This window comes from Aeromonas sp. (genome assembly GCF_051657805.1).
In the GTDB taxonomy this organism is placed as follows: Bacteria; Pseudomonadota; Gammaproteobacteria; order Enterobacterales; family Aeromonadaceae; genus Aeromonas.
Genome location: NZ_JBOFLJ010000021.1, coordinates 297404 through 316136 on the forward strand (window position 1 = coordinate 297404; position 18733 = coordinate 316136).

The 18733-nt window shown below is 57.9% G+C and carries 19 protein-coding genes; 13 read left to right on the forward strand and 6 right to left on the reverse strand.

From position 1 onward, the window contains the following. Positions 1–21: 21 nt before the first annotated feature. Positions 22–1653 (reverse strand): methyl-accepting chemotaxis protein, encoded by a 1632-nt coding sequence (locus tag ACRCYW_RS08590; RefSeq protein ID WP_438549688.1) that lies wholly within the window; start codon positions 1651–1653, stop codon positions 22–24. Between the two features lie 339 nt (positions 1654–1992). On the opposite strand from ACRCYW_RS08590, the gene ACRCYW_RS08595 reads away from it, so the two are divergent. The 13 genes from ACRCYW_RS08595 to pseI all read left to right on the forward strand — a co-directional run bounded on the left by ACRCYW_RS08595 (position 1993) and on the right by pseI (position 14015). Next, entirely contained in the window at positions 1993–2922 is a 930-nt protein-coding gene (locus ACRCYW_RS08595; protein ID WP_438549689.1) for a ZIP family metal transporter, read from the forward strand. An 83-nt stretch (positions 2923–3005) separates the two neighbouring features. Next, entirely contained in the window at positions 3006–3761 is a 756-nt protein-coding gene (locus tag ACRCYW_RS08600; RefSeq protein ID WP_438549690.1) for a substrate-binding periplasmic protein, read from the forward strand. Between the two features lie 131 nt (positions 3762–3892). Beyond that, entirely contained in the window at positions 3893–4585 is a 693-nt protein-coding gene (gene mtnN, locus ACRCYW_RS08605) for a 5'-methylthioadenosine/S-adenosylhomocysteine nucleosidase (RefSeq protein WP_438549691.1), read from the forward strand. Between the two features lie 59 nt (positions 4586–4644). Further along, the gene (locus ACRCYW_RS08610) at positions 4645–5544 is read left to right on the forward strand and encodes a cobalamin biosynthesis protein CobD/CbiB (protein ID WP_438549767.1); all 900 of its coding nucleotides are present in this window, start codon (positions 4645–4647) and stop codon (positions 5542–5544) included. Between the two features lie 19 nt (positions 5545–5563). After that, positions 5564–6373 (forward strand): cobalamin-binding protein, encoded by an 810-nt coding sequence (locus tag ACRCYW_RS08615; protein ID WP_438549768.1) that lies wholly within the window; start codon positions 5564–5566, stop codon positions 6371–6373. A 97-nt stretch (positions 6374–6470) separates the two neighbouring features. Next, positions 6471–7475: a UDP-N-acetylglucosamine 4,6-dehydratase (inverting) gene (gene pseB / locus ACRCYW_RS08620; protein ID WP_438549692.1), complete on the forward strand. Its 1005-nt coding sequence runs from the start codon at positions 6471–6473 to the stop codon at positions 7473–7475. Then, complete coding sequence (pseC, locus tag ACRCYW_RS08625) at positions 7472–8614, forward strand: UDP-4-amino-4,6-dideoxy-N-acetyl-beta-L-altrosamine transaminase (protein ID WP_438549693.1); 1143 nt, start codon at positions 7472–7474, stop codon at positions 8612–8614. Before pseB ends, pseC begins: the two co-directional genes overlap by 4 nt. After that, entirely contained in the window at positions 8605–9450 is an 846-nt protein-coding gene (locus ACRCYW_RS08630) for an aldo/keto reductase (protein WP_438549694.1), read from the forward strand. The genes pseC and ACRCYW_RS08630 overlap by 10 nt, the downstream gene beginning before the upstream one ends. Beyond that, on the forward strand, positions 9447–10202 hold the full coding sequence (locus tag ACRCYW_RS08635) for a cytidylyltransferase domain-containing protein (protein WP_438549695.1): 756 nt from the start codon (positions 9447–9449) through the stop codon (positions 10200–10202). The genes ACRCYW_RS08630 and ACRCYW_RS08635 overlap by 4 nt, the downstream gene beginning before the upstream one ends. Next, positions 10199–11488, forward strand: coding sequence for an aminotransferase class III-fold pyridoxal phosphate-dependent enzyme (locus ACRCYW_RS08640; protein ID WP_438549696.1), 1290 nt, complete (start codon positions 10199–10201; stop codon positions 11486–11488). Before ACRCYW_RS08635 ends, ACRCYW_RS08640 begins: the two co-directional genes overlap by 4 nt. Next, positions 11489–12433, forward strand: coding sequence for a hypothetical protein (locus tag ACRCYW_RS08645; protein WP_438549697.1), 945 nt, complete (start codon positions 11489–11491; stop codon positions 12431–12433). After that, a complete protein-coding gene (gene pseH, locus ACRCYW_RS08650) occupies positions 12415–12978 on the forward strand; it encodes a UDP-4-amino-4,6-dideoxy-N-acetyl-beta-L-altrosamine N-acetyltransferase (protein ID WP_438549698.1) in 564 nt (187 codons plus the stop codon). The genes ACRCYW_RS08645 and pseH overlap by 19 nt, the downstream gene beginning before the upstream one ends. Beyond that, entirely contained in the window at positions 12975–14015 is a 1041-nt protein-coding gene (gene pseI / locus ACRCYW_RS08655; RefSeq protein ID WP_438549699.1) for a pseudaminic acid synthase, read from the forward strand. The genes pseH and pseI overlap by 4 nt, the downstream gene beginning before the upstream one ends. An 83-nt stretch (positions 14016–14098) precedes the next feature. Here pseI and ACRCYW_RS08660 read toward each other — a convergent pair whose 3' ends face one another. The 5 genes from ACRCYW_RS08660 to fliS form a co-directional block, all read right to left on the reverse strand. Beyond that, positions 14099–15073, reverse strand: a complete 975-nt coding sequence (locus tag ACRCYW_RS08660; protein ID WP_438549700.1) for a hypothetical protein — start codon at positions 15071–15073, stop codon at positions 14099–14101. Further along, complete coding sequence (locus ACRCYW_RS08665; protein WP_438549701.1) at positions 15070–15759, reverse strand: class I SAM-dependent methyltransferase; 690 nt, start codon at positions 15757–15759, stop codon at positions 15070–15072. Before ACRCYW_RS08665 ends, ACRCYW_RS08660 begins: the two co-directional genes overlap by 4 nt. Before the next feature lie 113 nt (positions 15760–15872). Then, positions 15873–17963, reverse strand: a complete 2091-nt coding sequence (locus ACRCYW_RS08670) for a motility associated factor glycosyltransferase family protein (protein WP_438549702.1) — start codon at positions 17961–17963, stop codon at positions 15873–15875. Beyond that, positions 17963–18289, reverse strand: coding sequence for a hypothetical protein (locus tag ACRCYW_RS08675; protein ID WP_438549703.1), 327 nt, complete (start codon positions 18287–18289; stop codon positions 17963–17965). The genes ACRCYW_RS08670 and ACRCYW_RS08675 overlap by 1 nt, the downstream gene beginning before the upstream one ends. Beyond that, entirely contained in the window at positions 18286–18708 is a 423-nt protein-coding gene (gene fliS, locus ACRCYW_RS08680) for a flagellar export chaperone FliS (RefSeq protein WP_438549704.1), read from the reverse strand. The genes ACRCYW_RS08675 and fliS overlap by 4 nt, the downstream gene beginning before the upstream one ends. Between the last annotated feature and the right edge of the window lie 25 nt (positions 18709–18733).

Genomic DNA, 18733 nt, shown 5'->3' on the forward strand with positions numbered 1-18733 from the left:
GCAATCAATCGATGCCAGGCATCAGGCCAGGCGGAAGCGCCCTATGGTCTGACGCAGACCGGCCGCCAACTGGCTCAGCTCCAGGCAGGCGCGGGCGGTATGATCCGCGCCGCTGGCTACCTCGTTGGAGGATTCGTTGATCCGTTCCACGTTGCGGCCAAGCTCATCGGAGACCGCATCCTGCTCACCGCAGGCGCTGGCGATCTGAATGGCCATGTCGGCGATCTGCCCCACCGCCACCTCGATCTGCTGGATGCCGGTGCTGGTCTGCTCGCTCTGGTTCACGCACTGGCGGATCATCTCGCAGCTCTGGCCGGTTACCTCTTTCGCCTGGTTGGCGCGGGCCTGCAGGGTCTCGATGATGGAGACTATCTCGCCGGTAGAGGCCTGGGTGCGGCCCGCCAGGGTACGTACCTCGTCCGCCACCACCGCAAAGCCTCGACCCTGCTCACCGGCCCGGGCGGCCTCGATAGCGGCGTTCAGCGCCAGCAGGTTGGTCTGATCGGCGATGCCGCGAATGACGTCCACCACCACGTTGATCTGGGCGGACTCCCGCTCCAGCTCGGCCACCAGGGAGCCGGCCTGCTCCATCTCCTCGGCCACCCGGGTGATGGCCACCAGGGCCCCTTGCACCTCCTGATTGCCCTGTCTGGCCAGGGCATTGGCGGAGCTGGCGGACTCTGACGCCACCTCGGTATTGCCCGCCACGTCAGCCACTGTGGCCTTCATCTGGGCCATGGCGGTCGCCACCATGGCGATCTCCTGCTGCTGGCTCTGGATCCCTTGCGCCGACTGCTCGGAGACGGCGCTCACCTCCTCGATGGCGGCGCCGAGCTGGGTCACGGCGGCCACCACTTCTTCAATCAAGCCGCGCAGGTTGTCCTGCATCTTGAGGGAGGCCTTGGCCAGCATGCCGAGCTCGTCCTGGCCAATGTGCTGGCGATCCAGCTGATGGGTCAGATCGCCGGCGGCGATGGCATTGGCCTGGGCCACCACGGCGTGCAGTGGCAGGCAGATCTGGCGGGTCAGGAACCAGGTCATGAACCCCATGAACAGCAGCAGGGCACCGATGCTCAGGGTGGCGGAGGTGGTCACCATGTTGACGCTGCCGAGCAGGCTGCCCCGGTTCTCCTGCACGAAGCCGAGGTTCACGTCCACCAGGCCATTGACCGAGCGCTCCAGCTCCGTGTAGGCGGCGTTGGACTGGAACAGCGCCACCTTGGCCTCTGCCATGGCCCCCCGGGCCAGCAAGTTGTCGATCTGGTTGACCTGGCTCAGGTACTGCAGCCAGTGCTGCTTGGCGCGGTTGAACACCTGGCGCTCATTGTCTGCCCCCACCGTCGCCTCGTAGGCGCTCAGTGCACGCTCGACCTTGCCGATGCTCTCCTGAATGCGGCCACGGCGGGCCTGCAGATCCGCCGCGTCGTCGATCATCAGCAGGGCAAACTGGGCGCGGCGCACGTAGGAGACGTCATAGAGCAGGTTCTCCACCGAGATGACGCTGGGCAGGGTGGAATCGGTGAAGTTCAGAACCCGATCCTTGATACCGCGTAGTTCGCTCGCGAGAAAGAGACCGAATATCACATTGATGGCGGCAATGACCGCGAAGACCACGGCAATCTTCTTGCCGATGGAGAGATTTTTATAAGACATCTTGGTTGGTGATCCTCGACTGCTGACAAAGCAGGTGCACTGTGGCGATCACGTCCCTGTAAACGATGGCCCGAAACGTCCTGACGGGAGATAAAAAAGCGCGAGCGACAAGGGAAGCGGTCGTTCGCAGGGGGCGCACCTTATCACAAGACCCCCATGACCCTCATCGCCTTTCGTCGCAGCAGGCCGAATTCACTCGGCCCCTGCGCCCGTCACAGCATCGACCATCTGTCGCCAAACTTGAGCCGATTGTCACAATCGCCCCGCCGCCGTGGACAAAGGGAGCGGCCGGCGATGTAATGGAAGCCTCGTTTCTGCCATCGTCTCAAGGTCTCGTCCATGGATAACGCATCCCCTCTTTCCCTCTCCTGGAGCGCCCAGCTGCGCGATCAGATCCAGGCCCGCCCCCTCACCGCCCTCGGCCTGCTCATCGCTCTGGTAGCCGTCCTGCTGCTCCTGCTGCAGAGCCTCGTCATGCTGCTGGCGGGGGACATCAGCCCGGGCGCCCGCTATGGCCTCATCGGCGGGGTCGCCGGGTTTGCCGCCACGGCCCTGGGGGCCCTGCCAGCCCTGTTCTTGCGCTCGGTGCCCCAGCGGGTGGAAGATGGCATGCTGGGCTTTGCCGCCGGCATGATGCTGGCCGCCAGCGCCTTCTCCCTGTTGCTGCCAGGGCTCGAGGCCGCCGAGGGGATCACGGGGGACAGTTTTCTCGCCGCCGCCGTGGTGGTGACCGGCATGACCCTCGGCGTCTTGCTGATGCTGGGGCTGGATCAGTTCACTCCCCACGAACACGACAAGACGGGCCCCTGCGGTCCCGGCCACGAGAGCTGCTCCCGGGTCTGGTTGTTCGTCTTCGCCATCGCGCTCCACAACCTGCCGGAGGGCATGGCCATCGGGGTCAGCTTCTCTCAAGGTGACATGGCGGTCGGCCTGCCGCTCACCACCGCCATCGCCCTGCAGGATATTCCGGAAGGCTTGGCGGTGGCGCTCGCCATGTGCGCCGCCGGTTTTCGCCCCTCCCTGGCCGTGCTGGTGGCCATCGGCAGCGGCCTGCTCGAACCCCTGGGCGCCCTGCTCGGGGTGGGGCTTGCCAGCGGCATGGCCATCGCCTACCCCATTGGCCTGGGGCTCGCCGCCGGCGCCATGCTATTCGTGGTCTCCCACGAGGTGATCCCGGAGACCCACCGCAATGGTCACCAGACCTATGCCACCCTCGGTTTGATGGCTGGCTTTGCCCTGATGATGACGCTGGATACCGCCCTGGGTTGATAAGGCGCTGATAACTAACCTAATATCTAGCCACCACACAGCCCCCATACCCGGGGGCTATGACTTTCCAGGGAGTGGATGGGATGAGGGTCAGGATGGCCGGGCTGCTGTGCCTGCTGCTGATGGGCAGCGAGGCCGGTGCCACCGAAGAGTACCGCACCGCGGCCCAGCCCGACTCGGCGCCCAAGTATCAGACCCTATCCGATGGGCGGATCGGCGGCATCTGCGTCGACCTGTTTCGGCTGATGGAGCGGGAGCAACCCGCCCTGCGCATCCTGGGGGATCAGGCCTTTCTCCCCCTGCGGCGACTGGAGAAGAAGGTGCTCCACGGCCAGCTGGATTTCATCTGCGGCGTGGGAGACAGCCCGGCGCGGCGCAACAACTTCATCTACATCACCCCCTCCATCTTCACGGTTCGCTATCACCTGGCGGTGCGCCGGGACGATACCGTCGAGATCCGGGGCTGGGAGGATGTGCGGGCGCTGGGTCGGGAAGGCGTCATCCTCATCAATCACGGCAGCGGCGCCATCGCGCGGTTGCAGGCCATCGGCGGCCTGCTCGTCGACAGCGGCGGGATCAACAGTGAGGCCAATTACGACAAGCTGCTGATGAAGCGGGGACGTTTCTTCTATTACCGCTCCCCGGGTTTTGAAGCCGACCTTCGCCAGCACCGGCTGGATGACCAGATCCGTCTGCTCCCCAGAGTGATGGAGGAGACCCCCTTCTACATCTTGTTCCACCGCCAGATCTCCCCCGAGCGGCTCAAGCTGTTTGGCGACACCCTGCAACGGCTCGCCAGCCGGGGGGAACTGGTAGCTCTGGCCGGGCGCTACGATTGATTTTTCCGCAATCACCCCATGGCGCCGCACAATGCTCGGCGCCATCCACAACATTTGTTATCATCCGCGCCAGGCAAGACGGCCCCGGGGCCGTCCATCGTCGTGAAGACACGAGACAAACGAGGTAGATGATGAAAGTAGGTATTATCGGCGCCATGGAGCAGGAAGTCGCCCTGCTGCGCAGTCAGCTCAGCGAACCCCGCACCCTGCAACTGGGTGGCTGTGAGTTCTATCAGGGGCGGCTCGCCGGTAAAGAGGTGATCCTGACCCGCTCCGGCATCGGCAAGGTCGCCGCCAGCGTGGCCACCAGCCTGCTGCTGGAGAAGTTTGCCCCGGATTGCGTCATCAACACCGGCTCCGCCGGCGGCTTCGACCAGGAGCTGCACATCGGCGATGTGGTGATCGCGAGCGAGATGCGCTTCCACGACGTGGACGTGACTGCCTTCGGCTACGAGATGGGTCAGATGGCCCAGCAGCCTGCCGCCTTCCCCTGCGACGAGAAGCTGATCGCGCTGGCCGAGTCCTGCATCGGCGAACAAGGCAAGCACCAGACCAAGGTCGGCCTCATCTGCACCGGCGATCAGTTTATGTGCAAGCCGGAAGCGATTGCGAAAGCCCGCGCCGACTTCCCGCAGATGCTGGCGGTGGAGATGGAAGGGGCCGCCATCGGCCAGGTTTGCCACATGTTCAAGGTACCCTACCTGGTGGTGCGCGCCATGTCTGACATCGCCGGCAAGGAGCAGGTGGAATCCTTCGATGCCTTCATCGAAGTGGCGGGTCAGCACTCCGCCGAGATGATCATCTCGCTGCTCGGCAAGCTGTGATCGACGCATCCCCCTGGGAACCCCTGACCGCCGCGTTGCTCTCGACGACGGCGGCCATTATGCTGGGATCCGCCCTGCTGGAAGCCCTGCTGCCCTGGCCTGCCCGTTACAGGCCTGGGGCCGTGCTACCGCTGCTGGTGCGGCTGGGCCACCGGGTCTATCGCCCCGACGGCTCCCCCCGCCAACAATTCCAGGCCGGCATGCTGGCCCTGCTGGTGGTCTGGCTGCCCTGCGCCGCCGGGCTCTGGGCGGTGCGCAACCTCTCCCTGTCCGAACCCCTGTTCGACCTCTTGTTCCTGCTGCTGATGCTCGAATCCCGCCCCCTGCGCGAACTCGCCAGGGCGACCCGCGCCCTGGCAAGCCAGGAGACCCTGGTGGTGGCCCGGCTGCAGGCCGCCCCCTGGCTCAAGCGCGAGACGGGCGCCTTGTCCGTCATGGGGCTGACCAAGGCGGTGAGCGAGACCTCGGCCCTGCGCCTCGTCGGCCAGTGGGCCGGCCCCCTGCTGGGCTTCGCCCTGGCCGGGGTGCAAGGAGCCCTGCTCTGGCGCCTCGCCCAGCTGATGAACCAGGCCTGGAGCCCGAAACAGAGAGAGTTTGCACACTTCGGCCGCGCCGCAACCGCCCTCTATCAGGGGCTCTGCGCCCCCACCATCCTGCTGCTGGCACTGCCCCTGTGCATGAGCCAGTTGCGGCAGCTTGGCAATCGACTGCGACTGGCCCTGCACTGGCCCTATCCCGCCATGGGCTGCCTGCTCGCCCTGGCGGCCAGAGCCACAAAGGCCCGCCTGGGCGGCCCCCGTTACTACCAGGGGCAGCTGGTACGCTTCCCCGTGCTCGGAGACGGCGCCGAGCCGGATGCCGGGCTGCCGCTACGGCTGCTCAACCGTCTGCAGCTGATCGGCTGGGGATGGATGGGGTTGGCACTCCTGCTCACCACCCTGGAGCTTGCCCGTGCTTAATCGACTCACACTGCGATCCCTGTGCGCCCTGCTGATCCTGATCGGCTGGCCACAGATCGGCTGGAGCCAGCCCCCCCAGCGCATCATCAGCCTCACCCCTCACCTCACCGAGCTGTTGTTCGACATCGGCGCCGGGGATCGCATCGTCGCCACCGACGATGCCTCGGACTTTCCGCCAGAGGTGGAAACCCGGTCCCAGGTGGCCAACTACCGCAGCATCAACCTGGAGGCCCTGCTGGCCCAGAAACCGGATCTGGTGGTGGCCTGGCACTCAGCCCAGTCCCGCATGCTGGCCCCGGTGGCGCAGCTCGGTATCCCCATCTTCTACTCCGAGCCCACCGACTTCGCCTCCCTGGCAGACGAGATGCGCCGCCTCGGCACCCTGCTCGGACTGGAACAAGAGGCCAATGCCAAGGCCGATGCCTATATGGCGCGGCTCAATGCTATCAAGAGCCGCTATGGCAAGCCCAAGCCCGTCTCCGTGTTCTATCAGCTCTGGTACCCGCCGCTGACCAGCGTCAGCGGCTCGGCCTGGCCGGCTCAGGCCATCGAGCTGTGCGGCGCCACCAATGTCGCGGCCGGTGCCAGGACTCCCTACCCCCAGATAGGGCTGGAGCAGGTGATCAAGGCCAACCCGAGCCTCATCCTGGCCGGCAGTCAAGATCCCGCCGTGCTGACCCATTGGCAGCAGTGGTCCATGCTGGACGCCGTCAAACATGGGCAGTTAAGACTCATCAACCCGGATGAGCTGCACCGCTTCACCCCCCGCGCCCTCAACGCGGTGGAGCAGGTGTGCAAGGCGATCGCTCAGGCCAGCACCGTCCACTGACCCTTGCCTCGTTGTGGACACCCGAGCGGCAACGGAAGATGGCACAAAATATGCTTTTAATTTTGTCAGACACACACCTTCATAATGGGACAGCGACATGTTCAACGGAAAAACGATCCTAGTCACCGGCGGCACCGGCTCCTTCGGCAAGAAATTTATCGAGACCGTCCTCTCCCGCTACCAGCCAAGCCGGCTGATCGTCTACTCCCGCGATGAACTCAAGCAGTTCGAGATGCAACAGCGCTTCAACCACCCTTGCATGCGGTACTTCATCGGGGATGTGCGGGATGCTGAGCGCCTCAACATGGCCATGCACGGGGTGGACTTCGTGGTCCATGCCGCCGCCCTCAAGCAGGTGCCGGCTGCCGAATACAACCCCATGGAGTGCATCAAGACCAACGTCGGGGGGGCGGAGAGCGTCATCAAGGCGGCCCTCAGCAACGGGGTCGAGAAGGTGATCGCCCTCTCCACCGACAAGGCGGCCAACCCGGTCAACCTCTATGGCGCCACCAAGCTCTGCTCCGACAAGCTGTTTGTCGCCGCCAATAATATGGCGGGTAACAACCCCACCATCTTCTCCGTCGTCCGTTATGGCAACGTGGTGGGCTCTCGCGGCTCCGTCGTCCCCTTCTTCGACAAATTGATCAGGGAAGGTGCAAGCCACCTGCCCATTACTCATGCGGAGATGACCCGCTTCTGGCTCAACCTGCAGCAAGGGGTCGACTTCGTGCTGACAAACTTCCAGCGCATGAAGGGGGGGGAACTCTTTATTCCCAAGATCCCGTCCGTGCGCATCACGGATCTCGCCAGCGCCATGGCCCCCGATCTGCCTCAGGAGATCATCGGCATTCGTCCCGGTGAGAAGCTGCACGAGGTGATGTGCCCGGCCGACGACTCCTATCACACCTTCGAGTTCAAGGACTATTACGTCATCTCCCCCAGCATCAGTTTCAGCAGTCGCAACAATGACTTTGCGACCAATGCCCTGGGAGAAACCGCTACCCTGGTCGAGCCCGGTTTTGAATACAATTCCCTAAACAATCAGCACTTCCTGTCGATAGACGAGCTACAGAAGATGAATCAGCAGGTGCTAATCGAATGATCCCCTACGGACGCCAATCCATCACAGATGATGATATCGATGCCGTCGTCGCCGTCCTGAAATCGGACTATCTGACACAAGGTCAGATGGTCCCCGCCTTCGAGCAGGGGCTTGCCGATTACTGTCAGGTGCCTCATGTGGTGGCCTGCAACAATGGCACCACGGCCCTGCACCTCGCCTGCGCCGTCCTGGATCTCGGGCCCGGAGACTGGGTCTGGGTCTCCGCCATCAGCTTCGTCGCCTCCGCCAACTGCGCCCGTTACTGCGGCGCCCAGGTGGATTTCATCGACGTGGAGCCCGATACCGGCAATCTGTGCGTGACGGCACTGCGCGCCAAACTGCAAGCCGTCCAGGGCACGGCTGCCCTGCCCAAGGCGCTGGTCGCCGTGCATCTGGCGGGTCAGCCCTGTGATCTGGAGGAGATAGGCGCCCTGTGCCAACAATATGGCGTTCGCCTCATCGAGGATGCCTGCCATGCCCTGGGTTCCCACTATCAGGGAGTGTCCATCGGCAGTTGCGCCCACAGTGACATGACGGTTTTCAGCTTCCATCCAGTGAAACCTATCACCACGGGAGAAGGTGGCGCCGTCACTACCCGGAATGACGAGCTGGCGGCCAAGCTGAGGCTCTATCGCAGTCACGGCATCACCCGGGATCCCGAACTGATGCACAGTCCGAGCCCAGGCGGCTGGTACTACGAGCAACAGGTGCTGGGCTTCAACTATCGCCTGACCGACATCCAGGCCGCGCTGGGTCTGAGTCAGATGCGTCGTTTGCCCCACTTCATCGACCAGCGCCAGCAACTGGCAGCCCGCTATGACGAACTGCTGACCCGGCTACCGGTGCAACCCCTGCGTCAATGTGATGATCGTCACTCCGGCTACCACCTCTACGTGATCCGGGTAGTCGACCGCGACCAGGTATTTGCCCGCCTGCGAGACGCTGGCATCGGGGTGAATGTGCACTACATGCCCATCCCGGTCCAACCCTACTACCGTGAGCTGGGCCATGACCCTGCGGCTTACCCGGGGGCTCAGGCCTATTACCAGCAGGCCATCAGTCTGCCCCTGTTCCCCACGCTGTCGCTGGCGGAGCAGGACAGGGTCATCCAGGCTCTGGAGTCGGCGCTATGCGCCTAGCCCTTGGCACAGTGCAGTTTGGCCTTGATTACGGTATAAGTAACCGGGCAGGCCAAGTCGCGGATGGCGAACTCGACGCCATCCTGGCCCTGGCCCGTCGCCTCAAGATCGATACGCTGGACACGGCCCAGGCCTATGGCAATGCCGAGGCACGACTCGGCAGCCAGCAGACCGCCGACTTCAATCTGGTCAGCAAGCTGGCTCCGGGTATCACGACCGCCGGGGTAGCAACCGCAGTTGAAGAGAGCTTGAACAGGCTCGCTCGCCCCACCTTGGACGGCCTGTTGCTACATCGCAGCCAGGATGCCAGCCCAACGCTGTTCGAACGGATCAAGGATCTGCAACAGCAAGGCAAGGTGGGCAAGACGGGGGTTTCCGTCTACTCACCCCAGGAGCTCGATCTCTGGCTCGAACAGGGCTATCCCCTGCAACTGGTGCAGTTGCCCGCCAACTTGCTGGATCAGCGCTTCCTGCGCTCGGGCTGGCTCGATCGGTTGCAGGATATGGGCTGCGAAATCCACGTACGCTCCCTCTTCCTGCAAGGGCTGCTGCTGATGCAGCCGGCGCTGCGCCCTGACTATTTCAAGACCTTCGCCGGCCCGCTGACGCGGCTGGACAGTGCCCATCCCCACCTCAGCCCCCTTGACAAGGCGCTGTCACTGATTGCGGCCCTGCCCCAGGTCAGCCGCTTCGTGGTGGGGGTCTGCCATGCCCACGAGCTGGCGGCCATAGGCGCAGCCCATGGCCATCTGCATCCCTGGCAAGACGACGAGCTCGCCACCCTGGCCTGTGACGAACCCGACCTCATCAACCCGGCCAAATGGACATCATCATGATCCTCGGGATCCTGCAAGCCAGAGCCAGCTCCAGCCGGCTGCCCGGCAAGGTGCTCAGACCCCTTTTGGGCGAACCCATGCTCGCACGCCAGATTGAACGGCTCACACGAGCCAAGCGGCTGGACCAGCTGATGGTCGCCACCAGCGTTCAGGAAGAAGATGACGCCATCGCCCTGCTCTGTGAGCGGCTCGGAGTGCCCTGTTTTCGTGGTTCTCTGGACGACGTGCTGGCGCGCTTCCACCTGGCCGCCCAACGCTTTTCGCCCACCCATGTCGTCAGGCTCACCGGCGACTGCCCGTTGGCAGATCCCGCCCTCATCGACGAGCTCATCCATTTTCATCTGACCGGCGGCTACGACTACAGCAGCAACTGCTGGAACCCCAGCTACCCGGATGGCCTGGATGCCGAGATCCTGAGCGCCGCCACCCTGGAGCTGCTGGCCGAGCGGGCCCATAGCCAGGTTCAGCGTGAACACGTCACCTACTACATTCGTCAGCACGCAGACCAGTTCAAGGTCGGGAAATTGGCACGCCAGTCGAGCCTGTCTCATCTGCGCTGGACGGTAGATGAGCCCGCTGACTTTGAGCTGGTTGAGCAGATCTACCGCCGCCTCTACCCGGCCAAACCCGCCTTCACCACGGACGATATCCTCGCCTTGCTGGCACGGGAGCCGCAACTGGCGACCCTGAACACCCAACATCAACGCAATGAGGGGCTGGCAAGCTCGCTGGCCAAGGAGAACCACTCATGACCTCACGCTATCAGCATTCACTGGCGCTCTCCGCCCGGGCCGAGCAGAGCATCCCCCTCGGCTCCCAAACCTTCTCCAAGAGCCGCCTCTGCTTCCCCTACGGTGCGGCGCCGCTGTTTATCGAACGGGGAGAAGGGGCAACGGTCTGGGACGTGGATGGCAACCAGTACCTGGACTTTGCCAGCGGCCTGCTGGCCATCAGCCTCGGCTACTGTGACCCCGATGTGAATCAGGCCGTGATGGAACAGCTCAATCTGGGCTCCATCTTCTCCTTGCCCCACAGGTTGGAGAGCGAGGTGGCCGAGCAGCTTATAGAGCTCATTCCCTGCGCCGAGATGGTGCGCTTTGGCAAGAACGGCACAGACGCCACCTCCGCCTGTATTCGCCTCTCCCGCGCCGTCACCGGCCGCGAGCGGGTCGCAGTCTGCGGTTACCACGGCTGGCAGGACTGGTACATAGGCTCTACCACCCGCCACCTGGGGGTGCCAGAGTGCGTGCGCGAGCTCACCCATCGCTTCGATTACAACAATCTGGGTTCCCTACGGACCCAGTTTGAGGCTCACCCGGGTGAATTTGCCGCCGTCATCCTGGAGCCGATGAACGTCGCCTGGCCCACTCCTGAATTTTTGCCCGGCCTGCGCCAGCTGTGCGATGAACACGGCGCCCTGCTCATCTTCGATGAGACCATCACGGGTTTTCGCTTCCACCTGGGCGGTGCCCAAACCCTGTTTGGCGTCACCCCGGATCTCGCCGCCTTCGGCAAGGGGATGGCCAACGGCTTCCCCATCTCCGCCGTGGTGGGGCGCCGACAGCACATGCAGCGCATGGAGGATATCTTCTTCTCTGGCACCTTTGGCGGCGATGCCATCGCCCTGGCGGCCGCCAACGCCGTGATCAAGAAGATGCGCCGGCTGGATGTGCCCACCCGCCTGGCCGAGCGAGGTCAACACCTGCTCAGCGAACTCGATGCCCTGCTCAACACGCTGGATGCGCCGAGCTGGCTGCAGAGCGCTGGCCACCCGAGCTGGAGCTTCCTGCTCATCGGCGACTCGGCCAACCACTCCAGCTGGCTGCTCAAGAGTTACTTCATCCAGGAGCTGTGCAAACGGGGGATCCTGAGCCTCGGCAGTCACAACATCAACCTGGCGCACAGCGAGGCCGATATTGCCCGCCTGCTCGCAGTCTATGCCGAGGTGCTGCCTGCGCTGATCCGCCTGGATGCCGAGGGCGCCATCCATCAGGCCCTGGATGGCGAACCCATCCAACCCGTGTTCAAGGTGCGCTGAGTGCTGCCACTCTGGATCTTCACCGAAGGAGACAAAACTCGGGGGCTCGGCCATCTCAGCCGCTGCAGCGCCTATGCCTTGGCTTGGCAACAGCAGGGGGGCGCAGTCCATTGGATGGTGGACGGAGATGCGCTCGCCAAGGACCGACTCTCAAGGGCGACGGTCTACTGGGGAGCCTGGCAACATCAGCACTTCTCCCCCCGGCCGGCGGTCGCCATCGTCGACTCCTATTCGGCGAGCCTCACAACCTTGGAGAGCATTTCGGCCGGTTTCGAGCGGGTCATTTACCTCGATGACACCGAGCGTCTGCCCTACCCTGCGGGATTGGTGATCCATGCAAGCCCTGGTGCGCTGGGACATCCGCAAGGCGCTGCCTGCTGGCAGTGGGGGCCAGCTTGGCAACCGCTGCGCCCCCCATTCTGGTCTGTGCCTCCCCGCACTGAGGTCTCTGCTCATATCGAGCGCATCCTGATCATCATGGGGGGAACCGATATCCGCGATCTGACCCCGAGGCTGGTGGCCTGGTTGCACAGTCAATATCCCGACATTGAGTTGGAGGTTGTCACCGCCGCGCCGGATCCCCGTCTCTCCCATTGTCATCAGCACCACGGACTCGATGCCGAGCAGATGGTCGGACTCATGTCCTGCAGCGATCTCGCCATCAGCAGCGCCGGCCAGGTTACCTATGAGCTGGCCCGCTGCGGCCTGCCCGGGATCCTGATCGGGGTCGCCGACAATCAGGCCGAACAACTCGCTGGCTGGTGTGGTCCAGACGGTTTTATCCGTGGGGGTTGGTGGCACGAGGAGGCGCTGTTTGCCCAACTGACAAAAGGTATGGCGCTACTCGGCAGCCAGGATGAGCGGGCCAGACGGGCGAGCAGCTTGCAAGCACGGATGCGCGGCAATGGCACCCTGGAGGCCCTTGCATGGCTCAATCAGCCCTAATGCTGCAGCAGTGCTTCAAGCTCGGGGGGCTGACACTCATCCCCTTCGCCGACCTGGACGAACAGCAAGTGATGACCGTCTGGCAGATGCGCAACCACCCGGATGTCGCCCACTGGATGAGTTCGGGGGGGGAAATCCCCTTCGATACGCACCTGACCTTCATGGCGCGCCAGCGGCAGGAGACCCGCAACTTCAACTACCTCTGCCAGGATGCCCTTGGTCCTGCCGGGGTCGTCTCCCTGCACCGGCTAGACTGGCACAATCGCCTCGCCTGGCTCGGCATCTACCGCAACCCCTCGCGACGCGGGGAACGACTGGGAACGCCACTGCTGGCCGCCATCCAGCAACTAGCGTTCGATGTGGCCCGGCTGCACAGCCTCAAGCTGGAAGTGGCCACCGACAACGAGCGGGCTGTCCAGGCCTATCAAAGAGCCGGTTTTCGCCACGAGGGCGCCTGGCGGGAAGCCGTCTATCGCCAGGATCAACAACGTTTTATCGATCTCCTGCTCATGGGGATCACCGAACAGGAGTGGAAACACCCATGACCCAAGCCATGGCTCAGGCCATCAATCCGAAGCGATGTTTCGTCATCGCCGAGCTGTCGGCCAATCACGGCCACTCCCTGGAGACGGCGCTGGCGACCGTACGCGCCGCCAAGGCTTGCGGCGCTGACGCCATCAAGATCCAGACCTATACCGCCAACACCATCACCCTCGACTGCGACAACGAATATTTCCAGATAAAGCAGGGGACCATCTGGGATGGCACCACGCTCCACAAGCTGTATCAGCAGGCCTATACCCCCTGGGAGTGGCATGCCGCCATCCAGGCTGAGGCACAAAAAGAAGGGTTGGTCTTCTTCTCCACCCCCTTCGACTTCAGCGCGGTCGACTTCCTGGAAAGCCTCGAGGTTCCGCTCTACAAGATCGCCTCGTTCGAGATCACCGACATACCGCTGATCGAATATGCTGCCAGCAAGGGCAAGCCGATGATCATCTCCACCGGCATCGCAACCCTCGCCGACATCGACGCGGCCGTGCAGGCCTGTCGGCGCATGGGTAACCAGGACATCACCCTGCTCAAGTGCACCTCCTCCTATCCGGCCCCGGCCGAGGAAGCAAACCTGCTCACCATCCCTAACCTGGCGCAGACCTTCGGGGTCAAGGCCGGGCTGTCGGATCACACCCTGGGCCATGCCGTCGCCATCGCAGCCACCGCCCTCGGCGCCAAAGTGATCGAGAAACACTTCATTTTGGATCGCGCTATCGGTGGGCCTGATGCCTCTTTCTCAATGATACCGAGCGAGTTCGGCTCAATGGTCGAAGGCATACGGCAAGCGGAGGCCGCTCTGGGATGTATTAGTTATGAAATGACAGACAAAACCCTTGCCAATAGAAAATTTGCACGTTCTCTTTTTGTTTGTCAGGATATTTCAACTGGTGAAATTTTAACATCATCAAATATTCGTTCTGTTCGTCCATCAGATGGACTACCGCCAGTTGAACTTCCTCGGGTATTAGGACGTAGAGCCAAAAAATCAATACCTGCTGGTACACCGCTAAGTTGGGAACTATTGATATGATGTTATCATTAGGCAAAAGTGCTGAGATTTAGTATCAAAAATATGCAAACAAAGGCTATTCAGCATTACGAAGAATAGCCTTTTCATACAGAGATATTACCTAAAAAGCGTATGAAAGAATAAATACCCCCACCAAAGCCACGCTTAAAATAGCTTATGTTACATTCTTTTTCAGATGGTATACGCCCTAGGGAGTCTAGCACTCCACTATAAAAACTCTCCCCCATACAAAACGTCTTACACCCTAAGTTTTTCGCATGCAAAATACCACGCCAGATAGGGTAATGAGATAATGGATAATTAAATAAATCTCGATCATACACACCTACTGAATAATAAGCCCGCTCACCTGATGCCGCAAATAGTGACATCCCAACAAGGTTATTATCTAAATAACTAGAAATGAGATAATTTTCTCCTGTTAAAACAAGTTTCATCTGTGCCCGCCACGTTGAATGACTACGAGTACGGCGGCCTGCCACAGTAATATGAAACTGTTCGAAAGCGTCAAAATCCCCTTCAGTTATATTATCCTTATTCAATATGGCGCAATTAAGATTGCGTTCCCCCCACTTTATATTCTGACGAAAAACCTTCCGCATATCTCCTAGCATCGATAAATCACTTGTTATGTTTATTATTTGCTCAGGAAAAATGCGTGGGGTGACCCCCATCTGTAGCAATGTTTTCGCAAAGAAGCTCATTTCACCAGTAGGCTCTTGAAAATCAATGATATCGCCATCTTTCCATAAACTATACAAATGATTTTGAGCTACCTGTTCAGCTCGAAGCTGCTTATCTCCTTGCCCTCGACAGATAATCCTAACTGGCTGGCCATACCAGCTATAGTGGGACACGCCATCACTAATATGGCGAGTAAGCAGACAAAGAACTTCACCACCTGGATAAATCACACCGAATGAAAGGTCAGAAAAATCAAAACCATAATAACCTTTGAAATACTCAATATGCCCTGGCGTTGCTAGGCCACCAAATTCAAGAAGCCGTTTGTAAACATGCTCCTTAAATATTTCGCTAGATAAGGTCTCAATTTTCATTTTTGGGCGCTAATTGCTAAATATTCTATTTTATTGTCATCCTTTGAATAATTTCTCGTAATCACTTCAATCTCCAGAGAGCTAAAGTCTTTATATAAAAATTTTGCAACTGAAGCATCCAGGAATGAAGTCAAGCCATTACCAGACAATGGATATCCAGTAGGTATATCAGTGATGGATATATCATCATACCAGTCCAAGTCAGAACTCAGGTAAACAGAGGAACCCTTTCCAAGGTGATATGAAAATAACCGTCCAGCAGGCTTCAGACAGCGATATATTTCAGCAATGGCTTTTTTATGCTGTAAAAAATTTAAATGCTGCATTGATACAACGTCGACGATAGCATCGAAATAATTATTAGGATATGGAAGTTCTGTCATATCCCCCACATCAAGATGAGCCTGTACATTCCACGATTCAATTACCTGTTTGCAAAGTTCGATACCGATTGGCGACAAATCCAAGCCCCAGACATCAAATCCTTCTCTAGCCAACATCCACATATTGGCTCCACTGCCACAACCCAACTCTAAAATTCGGCACTCACTCCTTTCTTCTTGAGTAAGTGGAAAAAAATTAGCCGCCATGAAACCAATTAAACTCTCATTAGGATATCGCCGTTGTGATGCAATACCTCGTTCCAGATAAAGTTTGTTAAAACTATTGTCATCACAATTTATCATCTAAATATATCCCCTGAGATATTATTGTTAGCTTGCATCTTGAGCATGTAAAATTAAGCTAATAATATAAGGCAATCACTACTAAATAGTTAAAGTAGCTGAAACCATCAGACTTATTTTCTAAATAAATCCACTACGTCATTATCTATCATATCAACACTGTCAAGTGCCATTGGATACATCTCTCTAGCTGTTTTCAAGAAATCCAACCAATAATTTATCGCAGGTTTCATGAGATCAAGCGTCTCATCCTCTCCTTCAAACGAATATAGGATAGAGCTCAACAAGGTGAAAATATAATTCATAGAACCTATCATGAATTGTGTTATATGCATCTGTTGCGTTTTCGCAATCAGATTAAGATAACTAAAATTCAAAAGCATCAGTTGAGTAATTTCGTTTCTAGACGAGAAATCCTGCTGCCACTCATCAAGCATTTTATCGGTGAAATGATTAAAAAACTCTACATCCAATAAAGGATATAAGTCCTGCTTTGATACAGATAGAGGAGCACAAAGGCGATTGATGATGTCATCTAAGATCGTTGATTTATCGACAGATTTTAATAGACCAATCTCGTTGCTAGGGAAGGGTCTTGCTCCCATTATTTTAGCACCATCACTACAGTTAAAGCATTGAACATCACTATTAACTGCTAATACTTGCTCAATAACACGACGGGAAGTGTCAAACATAGCATCACTGATTACAAAACCACCGAAATTACCTTCTCGCTGTAGTTTGCTGTCACCACACACTATGTCAGTCAGTATTTTAGCACTTTCTTCATTATTATAATAGGCACTGAATTTTGAATGATGATGATGTTTATTTTTATATCCATTATCCAAACCAAATAGATAGATTTTTTTAAATCCTATAGATACAGGTGCACTAACGCCTATATTCCCCACCATAGGATTAACTCCACCCAAAGCAGTGAACTTTCTTAGTTCAGGGAAATTATTATGATATAGCAGAACACCAGGTTCAGAACGCTTAAAAAGCAAAGCTGAACGCTCGAATAGCGTAGCGCAATACGGATGAATAACATCCGTACTTAAGAACAAAATGTCCTTCAAATAGCCAGGATCATCCATGCTAACTAAGAAATCATACACGCTTTTGGTGCGTTCCGTTGCGACATAAATATCAGGCTTTATCCCCACCTTATGTAATGCAGTAATTGCACTCCCACAGGCTATTAATATAGCACCATTTTTATTTTTATTTATAGTGGCAATTGACTCATCTAATGATGGTCCATTGCCAATAATAAATACTGGGACTCGCTGATGCTCTACTGATATCTTTATGTTTTCTTTTAAAAATGGTACGCCACGCTCGATATTACTTGCAGTATGAGAGAGAGCAATTAGGTTATCATCATAAAAACCCCATCCCATCACCAAGAGATAATACTCTTGCTGCACTTTATCTATCAATTTTTTAATTCTTTCGTTCTGATATCCCCACATGATGAAGGCATTTGCAATCAGGAAGGAGCCTCGACTATGAATGGCCGAGGCAAAATCTTTCACAATAGTGTCTTCATCCTGCCCTAACAGAATGTGGAGCCCAAGGTTCTCCTGATGTAAATGGGCCAGCAATGGTGCCCAATCGAAACAATACAGAGAGGCATAGAAGAGATCCAGGTCCGGTTCGAACAGAAACAAGGTGCCTATCTTGCACTGCTCATAGAGATAACCGAGGTGATAACCTAACCCGACTCCGAACACCAGGGCACTCGGTACCTCATGGGGCACCCGGGTCAACATCTTTTCTCGCAATGAAATATCATCGAGATAGGCATTGAGCTTGTTGAGATACTCCACATGCATGAAGCCAAGGGGATTGGCCTCCTGGCTGAAGGAGAATTTGGATAATGCCCCCTTCTCCATGAACTCTTTCACCAGAGTTTCGCAGATAAGATAAGGTTCTTTGCCGTAGACGGCGACCTCATCATCTAACCATGACAAATTGGGCTGGCCATTCTCGTTACAGAAGAACCGGAACGGACGCTGAGGTTGGTAAGTTTCATACATATCCGCAATATGGGGGATATATTGGCGAAACGCCGCCATATTCTGTTCGAAGCGTAGCGGTAACGCCACCGCCATGGCCGCTTCCTGCTCGGCTTGTTGTTGAAGTCGCAGTGCCTCTTGTTCGGCCTTGACCAGGGCAGCATCCATATTGACGGACATTAGAACTCCTTGCTGTTCACACGATAAGCTCGCCCAGCCTTGTTGGCTCTCCCAACCTGGGTCAGCTGTTTGAAAATGGTTTGATGATGACTGGTAGCCAGGGCGGTCATGCTGGCTTCTTGAGTGGCAAGTGTATTTGCTAGAGTGGCAACGCCCTGCCGCTGCGCCGGATCCTCCTTGGCTAGCTGTACAAGACTCGCTATCAAGGCAAGTCGTTCATCCATGCAGAGCAGTGCCTCATCATATTGCTGCTGTTGCAGCAACGCCTCCATCTGATGGGCATTTTCCGTCAATGCCTCATCGAGGAAAACGAGTGTGACGCTCACAGCGCCCCCAGCTGTTGTCTCATCTGATAGCCTTGCTGTTTTTCTGCCTCTGGCAGTTGATCCCAACCAGATTTGATGGTCACCATCAGACCCATGACCTCCTCGAGCGGCGCTATATCTCGTGCCAGACTGGCATCCCAGATACGCTCATCCATATACGCGTAGAGTCCATAAAGATCTTCTGCCATGGCCCCCTGACTCATATCGAGAGCATCCTGCAACCCATGCAGCAACCCTTGCGCCTTGGAGATGGCAACCGATTTTGCTTCCATATCGCTGCGCTCGATGGCGCCCTTGGCCTGGGCCAGGCGCTCGAGAAAGCCTTGCATCATAAGCTGAATGACACGATGAGGATCGGCAACCGTCAAATCAGCCGCGATGCTGGTTGCCTTGTATGCCTTCAGATGACGGTTGTACATGATATGAGTCCTCGTAATATCGCGA